The sequence below is a fragment of the Lysobacter lycopersici genome (genome assembly GCF_007556775.1).
GTDB classification, from domain to species: domain Bacteria; phylum Pseudomonadota; class Gammaproteobacteria; order Xanthomonadales; family Xanthomonadaceae; genus Pseudoluteimonas; species Pseudoluteimonas lycopersici.
Genome location: NZ_CP041742.1, coordinates 2,488,310 through 2,499,974, shown reverse-complemented (window position 1 = coordinate 2,499,974; position 11,665 = coordinate 2,488,310). Strand labels below are relative to the sequence as shown.

Genomic DNA, 11,665 nt, shown 5'->3' with positions numbered 1-11,665 from the left:
CGATCAACCCGCCGGCGCGGGTTGCGGCGCGGGCTGGGCCGGTTGCGCGGGTTGCGGAGCCGGTTGCGGCTGCGCAGGCGTGGCCTGGTTGAAGTCCACGTTCGGCGCGTCCTGGATCTGCGCCTCGTTCTCCACCGTGAAGTTCGGCTTGGGCTGGTAACCGAACACCTTCGCGGTGAGGTTCACCGGGAACTGGCGGATGGTGGTGTTGTAGTCCTGCACCAGCTGGATGTAGCGGCCGCGCGCGACGGTGATGCGGTTCTCGGTGCCTTCCAGCTGCGTCTGCAGGCCGATGAAGGACTGGTCGGCCTTGAGGTTGGGATAGTTTTCGGTGACGACCATCAGCCGCGACAGCGCACTCGACAGCTCGCCCTGCGCCTGCTGGAACTGCGCCAGCGAAGCGGCGTCGTTGGCGTTGACGTTGATCTGGCCGACCTTGGCGCGCGCCTCGGTGACTTCGGTCAGCACGCGCTCCTCGTGCGAGGCGTAGCCCTTGACCGTGTTGACGAGGTTGGGAATCAGGTCGGCGCGGCGCTTGTACTGGTTCAGCACTTCGGACCAGCCGGCCTTCACCGCCTCGTCCTTGGTCTGGATCTGGTTGTAGCCGCAGCCCGAGAGCATCAGGGCCAGCAGGCCGGCGACGACGAGTCGCATCGCGATGGGGAAGCGCATTCGGGTGTCCTCGGGTGGTGGGCGACGAACGAGGCCAATTGTGACGGGCAAGCGGCGTTAAGACCGCGTGCAGGCGACTACCATTCGCCGGCGCCGGGCACGTGGCTGTCGGCAGCGCGCTTGCGCATCAGCAGGTTCAGCCATTCGACCAGCACCGAGAAACCCATCGCGAAGTAGATGTACGGCCGCGGCACGTGCACTTCCAGGCCGTCGAGGATCAGCACCGCGCCGATCAGCAGGATGAAGGCCAGCGCCAGCATCTTCACCGTCGGGTTGGCGTCGATGAAGCGGCCGAGGGGATTCGCCGCCAGCAGCATGATCGCCACCGCCGAGAGGATGGCGAACACCATGATCGGGATGTCCTTGGCGATGCCGACCGCGGTGATGACCGAATCCAGCGAGAACACGATGTCGATGATCGCGATCTGCAGGATGACGAAGCCGAACACCGAGGAACCCGCGGTGCGCGGGTCGTGGTCCTCGCCACCGGTGATGAGGTCGCGGATCTCCAGCGTGCCCTTCACCAGCAGGAACACGCCGCCGAGGATCAGCACCAGGTCGCGGATGGAGATACCCATGCCGGCGATGGTGAACAGCGGCGCCTCCATGCGCGCGAGGTAGGCGAGCGTCACCAGCAGGCCGATGCGGGTGATGCAGGCGACCGCGATGCCGATGCGCCGCGCCAGCGGGCGCCGCGCTTCCGGAAGCCGCCCGACCGCGATGGAAATGAAGACCAGGTTGTCGATGCCGAGCACGATCTCCAGCGCGGAGAGCGTGAACAGGGTCAGCCAGGCATCGGGCGAGGAAAGGAAACTCAGGTCCATGCGGTCGTTCAGTCCATCAGGCGCGGCACGAGGATCAGTCCCCACACCAGCAATACGTTCATCATGGTCACGAACACCGCGGCCGAGCCCATGTCCTTGGCGCGCCCCGCGAGTTCGTGGTGTTCGGGGCCGTAGCGTTCGATCACTGCTTCCACCGCCGAATTGAGCAGTTCCATCGCCAGCACCAGCAGGCAGCTGCCGATCAGCAACGCGCGTTCGACCCCGGTTTGCCCGAGCCACAGTGCGAGCGGAACCGCGACGACGAGCAGGTAGACCTCGAGCCGGAACGAGGATTCGTGCAGCCACGCCGCGCGCAAGCCCTGCAGCGACCATTTGGTCGCCAGCAGGACGCGGCTGGGGTGGCGTGGGAGGTGCCCGGTGCTGTCGGCCATTGCGGCGATTCTGCCATACGCCGGCGCTTTTCCCGGTCGGTGGAGACCGCCTTCATCGGCCCGGAACGTCCGCCCATTCCGTTCCCACCGAACCACGGGTCGTGACTTCTGGCAGGGGGGAGGCCTGCCACCCCGTGCTATCGATGGCGACTTGTGCCCGGGGGATGCAGGAAACCAGATGAATACGCAAATCCAACGACCCAGCCAGACCAAGTCGTTCAGCACCGTGTTCCTGATCGAGATGTGGGAACGCTTCGGCTACTACGGCATGCAGGCGTTGATCGTGTACTACATGGTCCAGCGCCTCGGTTTTCCCGACGAACGCGCGACCCTGGTCTGGGGCGCGGCCGCGGCCCTGATCTACGTGGCCCCGGCCATCGGCGGCTGGATCGGCGACAAGATCCTCGGCACCAGGCGGACCATGCTGATGGGCGCGGTGGTGCTCGCCGCCGGTTATGCGCTGATGGTGGTGCCCGGGCAGGACACCTGGTTCCTGTTCCTCGCGCTGGGCGTGATCGTGGTCGGCAACGGCCTGTTCAAGGCCAACGCCGGCAACCTGGTGCGCAAGATCTACGAAGGCGACGATTCCAAGATCGACAGCGCGTTCACCATCTACTACATGGCGGTGAACCTCGGCGCGATGATTTCCCAGCTCGCGACGCCGGTCATCAAGGACTACGTCAACAACCTCTACCACAACGACTTTGGCTGGCACGCGGCCTTCGCCGTGTGCGCGGTCGGCCTGGTGGTCGGCCTGCTGAACTACGCGATGATGCGCGCGTCGATGGCGCACATCGGTTCGCCGCCGGACGACAAGCCCATCGACTGGGGCAAGTTCGCGCTGGTCGCGCTTGGCGGCGTCGCCGTCGTGTTCGCTTCGGCCTTCATCCTCGACCACCGCGAAGTCGCGCGTCTTTTCGTCTACATCGCGGGCCTGGTGGTGCTCGGCATCTTCGGCTACCTGATCGCCATCGGCCGCAAGGAAGATCGTCCCGGCCTGATCGCGGCGCTGGTGCTGGTGGTGCAGACGATGTTCTATTTCATCTTCTACCAGCAGATGTCGACTTCGCTCAGCCTGTTCGCGCTGCGCAACGTCGATCCGGCATTCAACGTGTTCGGCGTGCACCTGTGGGACTGGTCGCCGGCGCAGTTCCAGGCGTTCAACCCGATCTGGATCTTCATCCTCAGCCCGATCCTGGCGTGGATCTACACGGCCGCGGGCAAGCGCGGCAAGGATCTGTCCATCGCCGCGAAGTTCGCGCTCGGTTTCGCCATCGTCGCGCTCGGCTTCTTCACCTACGGCGCGGCGACGCATTTCGCCGGCCCCGACGGCCGCGTGTCGTCGTGGCTGATGGTCTGGGGCTATGCCGGCATTTCGCTGGGCGAATTGCTGGTCAGCGGCCTCGGCCTGGCGATGGTGGCGCGCTACGTGCCGGCGAGCATGGGCGGTTTCATGATGGGCGCGTACTTCGTGGCCTCGGGCATTTCGCAGTACCTCGGCGGCGTGGTCGCGTCGTGGGCGAGCATTTCCGGCGACCAGCTCACCGATCCGGTCGCGAGCCTGCCGATCTACGCCAGCCTGTTCAACAAGCTCGGCTTCGCGGCGCTGCTCTGCACCGTGATCGCGATCGCGGTGCTGCCGCTGATGAAGCGCCTGTCCGCGGCGCACAACGAGCACCGCGCGGCGGGTTGAACGTCAGGTTTGCAGGAAGCTAAAACGGAGCCGAAAGGCTCCGTTTTTGTTTGTGAGGCTGACTTGGCGATTCAAATCGCGAGGGACACCCGCCTTAGGGCGGGTTTCAACTCGTTTTGAGTGGGTTCGTGTTCATGTGGCGGGCTAGACCGGTTAAGACTCCGACCCCAGTTTTCTAATGGCTTTTTTACGAGGTCTGGATAGCGAACAAATCACTTTCATCCAGGTCAACCGTTTCGACGAAGGCCTGCACCTCCTCAAGATTTCTCGCCACATCTGTCTCGATGGCGTACCACGTCATCAAAGAATCCATCTTGTATCGATTACCCTTCCACCGCCACACCTCTACTCCAAGTACATTCAGATTGTTCTGGCGCACAACATCTATGAAGCGAATTGAATCAGATTTATTCAAGCCATAGTCTGCCGACCAAAACTCCGCCAGCGGCCGCCCATTTTCTTCCAAAAATAGTTTGGTGTTTTTACGCACAGTGTCAGCCCGCATAGGTTGGGGTGAATGAAATGAACCCCAACAAATTCCATACGACGTTGTTGGGGTTCGCTGCGCTCACCCCAACCTACAAGAGCCGGCTATCCCTCATCCCCGAAAATCGCCACGCCGCGCGAGCCATCCGGTTTCACCCACGCGCGGTACATGCCCGAGGTATTGAACGGCATCGCGATGTTGCCCTCGCGGTCGATCGCGATCGCACCGCCGTCGCCGCCGAGCGCCGGCAACGCGCGCAGGATCACGTCGTCCACCGCTTGCTTGAGCGAATCGCCGCGATAGGCCACGCGCGCGCAGATGTCGTGCGCCACCGCGAGGCGCAGGAAGAACTCGCCCCAGCCGGTCGCGGACACACCGCAACGCGCATCGGCGTAAGTGCCGCCGCCGATCACTGGCGTATCGCCGACGCGGCCCCAGCGCTTGTTGGTCATGCCGCCGGTCGAGGTCGCCGCCGCGATGTTTCCGTGCACGTCGAGCGCGACCGCGCCGACGGTGCCGAAATATCTGCCTTTCAGGTTGTTCGCTTCACCCTCGGCGGCTTCGCGTTCGCGCGCCTGTTCCTCATGCAGTTGCTGCAGTCGGTGCGGCGTGTCGTACCAGTCGTTCGCGACGCGTTCGATGTCGGCTTGCGTGTCGGCGAAACGCGACGCGCCCGCGCCAATCAGCATCACGTGCGGCGAATCCTCCATCACCCGGCGCGCGAGCACGACGGGATTGCGTACGTCGGTGACACCCGCGACCGCGCCGGCGCGCAGGGTGGCGCCGTCCATGATCGAGGCGTCGAGTTCGTGCCTGCCGTCGGCATCGAACACCGCACCCTTGCCGGCGTTGAAGTGCGGCGATTCCTCCAGCGCGACGACCGTCGCCTGCACCGCATCGAGCGCGCTGCCGCCTGCGCGCAGCACCGCATCGCCGGCTTCGCGCGCCTGCGCAAGCGCCTCGCGGATGCCGCGTTCGGTGTCGGCGGACAGGTCCGCGCGTTCGATCACGCCCGCACCACCGTGGAGGACGAGCGCAGTCGGTCGGGGAGCAGGCATCGCGGAATCCGGGGCGGTCGAGGCGGCAAGGATACCGCCCCGTCCCGGCGGGTTCACTGTTGCCGCAGCGCCTCGATCGGATCGAGCAGGCTGGCCTTGCGCGCCGGGTAGTAGCCGAAGAACAGGCCGGTGCAGATCGAGAACGCCGCGGCCAGCATCACCACCTTGGCATTGAGTTGCACCGGCAGGTCGCCGAGCTTGCTGACGATCAAGGCGCCGACCACGCCGATCGCGATGCCGATGACGCCACCGATCAGCGAAATCAGCATCGCCTCGGCGAGGAATTGCCGGCGCACGTCCGACGGGCCGGCGCCGACCGCCATGCGCAGGCCGATCTCGCGGATGCGTTCGGTCACCGACACCAGCATGATGTTCATGATGCCGATGCCGCCGATGATCAGGCAGATGCCGGCGACCGCGCCAAGCAGTTTCGACATCAGGTTCGTCGTCGCAGTGCGGGTCGCGACGATCTGGCTGATGTTGCGCACCGCGAAATCGTCGTCGGCACCCGGTTCGATCTTGTGCCGCTGGCGCAGCAGGCTTTCGATCTCGCTCTGCGCGCTGTCGAGGTCCTTCGGACTATCCACGCCGACTGAGATCTGCTGCACCGCGCTGGGCGGCAGCGATTGCGAACTCGACAGGCGCCGGCGCGCGACTTCCAGCGGAACGACCAAGACGTCGTCCTGGTCCTGGCCGAAACCGCCCTGCCCTTTGGCCGCAAGCACGCCGACCACGGTGAACGGCACCCGGCCCACGCGGATGGTCTGGCCGATGCCGTCGTCGTCGCCGAACAGTTCCTTGCGCACGGTGTCGCCGAGGATCACCGGCTTGGTGCTGCCACCGTAATCGCTCGCCTCGAAGCCGTCGCCCTTGTCCACCTGCCAATCGTTGATCGGGAACCAATCGGCTTGCACGCCCTGCCATTGCGTGGACGCGTTGTTCTCCGCATACACGACCTGCGTGCTGCCGCGCAGCGAACCCGCGGCGTACTGCACTTCCGGCACTTCGTTGCGGATCGCCTCGACATCGCCGTCGTTCAAGCTCCAGCGGCTGCCCTGTGCAAGCCGCGCGCCGCCCGGGCCCATGCCGCCGGCGCCACCGATGTCGAGCCGCTGCGAACCGAGGCCCGACACCATCTTGTCGATTTCCGCCTGCGTGCCCTGCCCGATCGACACCATCACGATCACCGCGGCGATGCCGATGATCACGCCCAGCGAGGTCAGCGCGCTGCGCATCCAGTTGCCGCGCAAGGCGAACAGCGCGGTGCGGAGGATATCGATGAAATTCATGCGGCCACCGCCCCGTGCTGCGCATGCAATTCGCCGTCGTGCATCTCGTAGGTGCGGTCCGCGTGCGCGGCGACGTGCGCGTCGTGGGTGATGAGGATCACGGTGTGGCCGTCGTCGCGCAGCCGCTTGAACAGCGCGAGGATTTCCTCGCCGGTCTTCGAATCCAGCGCGCCGGTGGGTTCGTCGGCGAGCAGGATCGGCGGGTGGTTGACCAGCGCGCGGGCGATGGCCACGCGTTGTTGCTGCCCGCCGGAGAGTTCGTTCGGCTTGTGCCCGGCGCGTTCTCCGAGGCCGACCGATGCCAGCGCCTCCAGCGCGCGTTCGCGACGCACTGCGTGCGGCACGCGCGCGTAGCCGAGCGGCATTGCGACGTTGTCGGTCGCGTCCATGCGCGGCAACAGGTGGAAGCCCTGGAACACGAAGCCGATCTTCTCCCGCCGCAGCGTGGCCAGGTCCTCCGCGTCGAGCGTGGACACATCGACGCCATCGCATTCGTAACTGCCCGAGGTCGGCGTGTCGAGGCATCCGATCAAATTCATCAGCGTGGACTTGCCGGAACCCGACGGGCCCATGATCGCGACGAATTCGCCGGGCATGATCCGCAGGTCCACGCCCTTGAGCGCGACGACTTCGGCCTCGGTTCCGGCGGAATAGACCTTGCCCAGCTTGTCGGTGCGGATCACCGGCACCGCGTCGGCCACGGCCATCACTTCGCCTCCGCCGAGGACTTCTCTCCAGTGATGACTTCATCCCCTTCGGCGATGTCCGGCCCTGAGACTTCGGTGCTGCTGCCGTCACTGGAGCCGAGCCGCACCATCACCGCTTCCGGCTTGCCATTCGCGAGCTTGTAGATGGTGACGCGCTTGGCATTGAGCTGCGCTTCCATCGCCGCGTTCCACTTCGTCTTCTGCGCATCGTCCAGGGTGGCGGTGAATGCGGCGAACTGCTGGTTGAAGCGATCCCGCATGCGCGAGCGCATCTGGGCCTGCATGCCGGCATCGGGGGTTCCGCCCTGTCCACCGAAGCGCGGGCCACCACCGAACAAGCGACTGCCACCCTGCTGCTGCGTGGATTGCGTGCCCTGCCCCTGCTGCGCCGCGCGTTCGGCCTGGCGCTGCTGCATCGGTTCCAGCGCGGCGTCGAACGCGGCCTTCTGCGCATCGTTCAGGCCGAGCGTAGCGGCGAGATCCTGCAGGTCGCCGGCCATGTTGGCGTTGCCCGCGCCGCGGTTGCCCGATTGCGACTGCCGTCCCGGGTCCGCCGGTTGCAGGTCGGCCAGCGGCGAACCCTCGGACGGCTTGAAGCGCAACGCGGCGTTGCCGAGCTTCAGCACGTTCGCGCGCTTGTTGACTTCGATTTCCGCGTTGACCGTCAAGCCCGGCAGCAAGGTGCCGTCGCCGTTGTCGACGGTGACGATCACCGGATAGGTGACCACGTTGTTCGCCGTGGTCGCGGCCAGGCGCACCTGTTCGACCACGCCCTTGAACTGGCGGTCGGGGAAGGCGTCGGCGCTGAAGCTCACCGCCTGCCCGGCCTTGACCTGGCCGATGTCCGACTCATCGACGGCGAGTTCGATCTGCATCTTCGACAGGTCTTCGGCGATGGTGAACAGCTCCGGCGCCTGCAGGCTCGCGGCCACGGTCTGGCCGGGTTCGATGCTGCGGGTCAGCACCACGCCGTCGACCGGCGAGCGGATCACCGCTCGGTCGATGTTGACCTGGGTGTTCTTCAGCGAGGCGGTCTGCTGGTTGATCGAGGCTTGCGCGGAATTCACCTGCGCACGGGCCTGGTCGAGCGCGGCGCGGGCGAGGTCGACGTCACTCTTCGCCACCAGTTGCTGCCGGCCGAGATCGGCCTTGCGCTGGTAGTCGAGTTCGGCGTTCTTCAACCCCGCCTGCGCGTTGCGCAACGACGCGCGCGCGCTGGCGATCTGGGCGTTGCCCTGTTCCAGCTGCGCCTCGTAGGTGCTGGGGTCGATACGCGCCAGCACGTCGCCCTTCTTCACGTGGCTGTTGAAGTCCACCAGCACGTCGGTGACCTGCCCGGAAATCTGGCTGCCGACGGTGACGGTGGAGATCGCGCTCAGGGTGCCGGTGGAGGAAATCGCCACGCGGATGTCGCTGCGCTGCACGGCCTCGGTGCGATAGCCGCCCTGCGCGGCCGCGGCCTGGTGCCGATGCCAGAGCCAGCCCGCGGCGAGGGCGAGGACGACCAGCACTGCCACGATGGCGAGCGGGCGACCGGGGCGGCGACCACGACGGACCGGCGGTTTCGGGGAGGGATTCGGCACGGGGATGCGATCTCGATGGGGAGGGAATCCGCCAAGACAACGCATGCGCGCGGCCGGCGTTGACCTTGCTCAACCGGCGAAACGCACCGTTGCGGTGGTGCCCGCGCCCGGAGAACTGCGCAGGTCCACGTTCCAGCCCAGGCGTTCGGCCAGGCGCTGCACCACGTGCAGGCCGAGGCCCTTGCTGCCGGCCGCGGATTCGTTGCCGCGGAAGAACGGTTGGAACGCGCGCGCGAGCGTCGCCGCATCCATGCCCGCGCCGGAATCCTCGACCTCGATCCTGTCGGCCTCGATCCGCACCTCGATCCGGCCGGCATCGGTGTGTTCGCAGGCGTTGCGCAGCAGTTGCCCGAGCAGCACACCGGGCACGCGCAACGGCGCCTGCACCCGCGGCTGCGCGTGTTCGACCACACCCAGTGCCACCGGCTTGCCCTCCAGCAGCGGCAGCGCGATCGCGACCTGTTCGTGCGCGACCTCGGCGAGGTCGATGTCGTCCATGTCCAGCGGCACGTCCGGGTGCCGCGCCAGCACCAGGAAGGCGTCGAGCAATTCCTCCATCTCGCGCACCGCATTGCCGAGCCGCCGCAGCGAACGCGCGCCACGCTCGCTCAATTGCTGCTCCTGCCCCAGCAGGTCGGTCGCCACGCGCACCACCGTCAGCGGCGTGCGCAGCTCGTGGCTGGCGTCGCGGGTGAAATCGCGTTCGCGTTCGATGTACTCGCGCATGCGCCCGGCCACGGTGCGCAGCGATGCGCGCAATTGCTCGACCTCGGCGACGGGCTCCGCGCGCGCTTCGACTTCGTCGAACTCGTGTTCGTGCGGAACCAACGGGTCCCAGCGCACCATCGCATCCGCCAGCCGCCCGACCGGCGCCACCGCGGCCTTGCTGCTGCGGTAACCGAGCCGCGCGAGCACGGCGATGCAGGCGATGCCGAGCAGCAGCGCGAGCAGGGTGTTGTACAGCACGATGCGGTTGGCGGCCTGCGGCAGCACCGTCAGCACCAGCCGCTTGCCGCCGCGTTCGCTGACGTAGGCCAGGCGCGGCCCATCGCCGACGCGGTGGAACCCGGTCGAAAAGCCCCGCATTTCGGCGGGCAGCTCGGCTTCGCCCGCCGCACCGACCGGTACCAGGCGGGTATCGAATCCCATGCCGCTGGTGAGCTGCACGCGCGGATTGCCGGCGAGCACGTCCCAGAGGTGCGCCGCTTCGCTTTCCATCCGGTCCCGCATCATCCGGTCGCGCAACCAGGCGCCGCCATACAGCAGGCCGAGCGCCATCACCAGGCTGGCGATGAACGCCTGCATGACGAAGACCCACCGCAATTTGCGGTGCAGGCGTTCCGGGGCGCGCTCGGGCATCGGCGTAGCTGCTCAGATCACGCGGGCGGCCGCTCGATGTCGGCGATGCGGTAGCCGGCACTCTGCACGGTGTGCAGCAGCGGTTTCTCGAACGGCTTGTCGATGATCTTGCGCAGGTTGTAGAGGTGGCTGCGCAGGGTGTCCGAATCCGGGAGGCTGTTGCCCCAGATCTCGCGCTCGATGTCCTGGCGGCTGACCACGCGCGGCGATTCGCGCATGAGGATGGTCAGCAGCTTCAGCCCGATCGGCGAGAGCTGCAGTTCGTTGCCGCCGCGAGTGGCGCGCAGCGAGGCCGGGTCGAGCACCAGGTCGCCGACCTTCAGCACTTCGGAACCGACCTGGCGGCGTTCGCGCCGGATCAGCACCCGCAGCCGCGCCTCCAGCTCCTGGATCGCGAACGGCTTGGTCAGGTAATCGTCCGCGCCTGCGGACAGCCCGGTCAGCTTTTCGTCCAGCGTGTCGCGCGCGGTCAGCATCAGGATCGGCGTCGACTTGCGCGCCTCCTCGCGCAGGCGCTTGCACACCTCGATGCCGTCCAGCCGCGGCAGCATCAGGTCGAGCACGATCACGTCGTAGCTGTTCTCGGTGGCGAGGCGGTAGCCGTCGAGCCCGTCGGCGGCGAAATCGACCTCGAAGCCGCGGCTTTCGAGGTATTCGCCGACCATTTCCGAGATATTGCGGTTGTCCTCGACGATCAGTACCAGACCGCCGTTTTCCTGTCCTTCGCGCATGGCCCGCCCCTGTCCTTCAGCTTTGTGAAAGGTGCCGGGGCGCGGGTGCAGGTCGCGTGAAGGCATCATGCGCGCTGCGACCCGGAGGCCTTATGCCCATCGACCGATTCCTGCCGATCCTGCTGCTGGTCGGCTCCAACATCTTCATGACCTTCGCCTGGTACGGGCATCTCAAGTACCGGTCCGCGCCCCTCTTGCTGGTGATCCTCGCCAGCTGGGGCATCGCCTTCTTCGAATACCTGCTGCAGGTTCCGGCCAACCGGCTCGGCAGCACGGTCTATTCCGCGCCGCAACTCAAGGGCATGCAGGAGGTCATCACCCTGCTGGTGTTCGCAGGCTTCTCGACCTGGTACCTCGGCCAGCCGCTGAAGTGGAACCACTGGGCCGGCTTCGCCCTGATCGTCGTCGCGGCGTTGCTGATCTTCAAGGAGTGACGCTGGCTTTTCACCTCTCCCCTTGTGGGAGAGGTCGATGCGCGAAGCGCATCGGGAGAGGGGTCTTTGCGCTCACCCTCTCCCGGCCTGCGGCCACCCTCTCCCATCAAGGGAGAGGGAAAGAAAAATTCAAAAAGGAATCTTCCCGACGAAGATGTCCTTGAACATCACCCAGTCGCCCGCGAAGGAATAGAACGGGTGCTTGAACGTCGCGGGACGGTTCTTCTCGAAGAAGAAATGCCCGACCCACGCGAACGCGTAGCCCGACAGCAGCGCCGCCAGCAGCCACCACGCGTTGCCGTGCAACGCCGCGAGCAGGACGAAACCGAGCGCGAGGCTGCTGCCGGCGAAGTGCAGGCGCCTGCAAGTGCGGTTGCGGTGCTCGCCGAGGTAGAACGGATAGAACTCACGGAAGCTGGCGAACTGGTTCATTCGC

The 11,665-nt window shown here is 66.3% G+C and carries 13 protein-coding genes; 2 read left to right on the top strand and 11 right to left on the bottom strand.

Annotated features, from left to right (window positions below; genetic code table 11):
* Positions 1–3: 3 nt before the first annotated feature.
* From FNZ56_RS12305 to FNZ56_RS12295, 3 genes are all read right to left on the bottom strand, one after another.
* On the bottom strand, positions 4–654 hold the full coding sequence (locus tag FNZ56_RS12305) for a LemA family protein (protein ID WP_143880369.1): 651 nt from the start codon (positions 652–654) through the stop codon (positions 4–6).
* 95 nt (positions 655–749) lie between these two features.
* The gene (locus tag FNZ56_RS12300; RefSeq protein ID WP_143880117.1) at positions 750–1,496 is read right to left on the bottom strand and encodes a TerC family protein; all 747 of its coding nucleotides are present in this window, start codon (positions 1,494–1,496) and stop codon (positions 750–752) included.
* An 8-nt stretch (positions 1,497–1,504) separates the two neighbouring features.
* Positions 1,505–1,888 carry a diacylglycerol kinase gene (locus tag FNZ56_RS12295; protein ID WP_143880116.1) on the bottom strand — a complete coding sequence of 128 codons (384 nt, stop codon included), beginning with the start codon at positions 1,886–1,888 and terminating at the stop codon, positions 1,505–1,507.
* A 178-nt stretch (positions 1,889–2,066) separates the two neighbouring features.
* Here FNZ56_RS12295 and FNZ56_RS12290 point away from each other — a divergent pair, with 178 nt between their 5' ends.
* Complete coding sequence (locus FNZ56_RS12290; RefSeq protein WP_143880115.1) at positions 2,067–3,581, top strand: peptide MFS transporter; 1,515 nt, start codon at positions 2,067–2,069, stop codon at positions 3,579–3,581.
* Positions 3,582–3,768: 187 nt separating this feature from the next.
* Here the strand turns inward: FNZ56_RS12290 and FNZ56_RS12285 are convergent, their stop codons facing one another.
* From FNZ56_RS12285 to FNZ56_RS12255, 7 genes are all read right to left on the bottom strand, one after another.
* Positions 3,769–4,086 (bottom strand): hypothetical protein, encoded by a 318-nt coding sequence (locus FNZ56_RS12285; protein WP_143880114.1) that lies wholly within the window; start codon positions 4,084–4,086, stop codon positions 3,769–3,771.
* An 86-nt stretch (positions 4,087–4,172) separates the two neighbouring features.
* On the bottom strand, positions 4,173–5,126 hold the full coding sequence (locus tag FNZ56_RS12280; protein WP_143880113.1) for an isoaspartyl peptidase/L-asparaginase family protein: 954 nt from the start codon (positions 5,124–5,126) through the stop codon (positions 4,173–4,175).
* A 53-nt stretch (positions 5,127–5,179) separates the two neighbouring features.
* Positions 5,180–6,415 (bottom strand): ABC transporter permease, encoded by a 1,236-nt coding sequence (locus tag FNZ56_RS12275; RefSeq protein WP_143880112.1) that lies wholly within the window; start codon positions 6,413–6,415, stop codon positions 5,180–5,182.
* Entirely contained in the window at positions 6,412–7,122 is a 711-nt protein-coding gene (locus FNZ56_RS12270; RefSeq protein ID WP_143880111.1) for an ABC transporter ATP-binding protein, read from the bottom strand. The genes FNZ56_RS12275 and FNZ56_RS12270 overlap by 4 nt, the downstream gene beginning before the upstream one ends.
* Positions 7,122–8,705: an efflux RND transporter periplasmic adaptor subunit gene (locus FNZ56_RS12265; protein ID WP_246064613.1), complete on the bottom strand. Its 1,584-nt coding sequence runs from the start codon at positions 8,703–8,705 to the stop codon at positions 7,122–7,124. Before FNZ56_RS12265 ends, FNZ56_RS12270 begins: the two co-directional genes overlap by 1 nt.
* A gap of 69 nt (positions 8,706–8,774) precedes the next feature.
* Positions 8,775–10,064 (bottom strand): sensor histidine kinase, encoded by a 1,290-nt coding sequence (locus FNZ56_RS12260; protein ID WP_143880109.1) that lies wholly within the window; start codon positions 10,062–10,064, stop codon positions 8,775–8,777.
* A gap of 17 nt (positions 10,065–10,081) precedes the next feature.
* A complete protein-coding gene (locus tag FNZ56_RS12255; RefSeq protein ID WP_143880108.1) occupies positions 10,082–10,795 on the bottom strand; it encodes a response regulator transcription factor in 714 nt (237 codons plus the stop codon).
* Between the two features lie 92 nt (positions 10,796–10,887).
* On the opposite strand from FNZ56_RS12255, the gene FNZ56_RS12250 reads away from it, so the two are divergent.
* Positions 10,888–11,229, top strand: coding sequence for a DMT family protein (locus FNZ56_RS12250; protein WP_143880107.1), 342 nt, complete (start codon positions 10,888–10,890; stop codon positions 11,227–11,229).
* Positions 11,230–11,358: 129 nt separating this feature from the next.
* On the opposite strand, the gene FNZ56_RS12245 is transcribed toward FNZ56_RS12250, so the two are convergent.
* A complete protein-coding gene (locus FNZ56_RS12245; RefSeq protein ID WP_143880106.1) occupies positions 11,359–11,661 on the bottom strand; it encodes an Mpo1-like protein in 303 nt (100 codons plus the stop codon).
* Between the last annotated feature and the right edge of the window lie 4 nt (positions 11,662–11,665).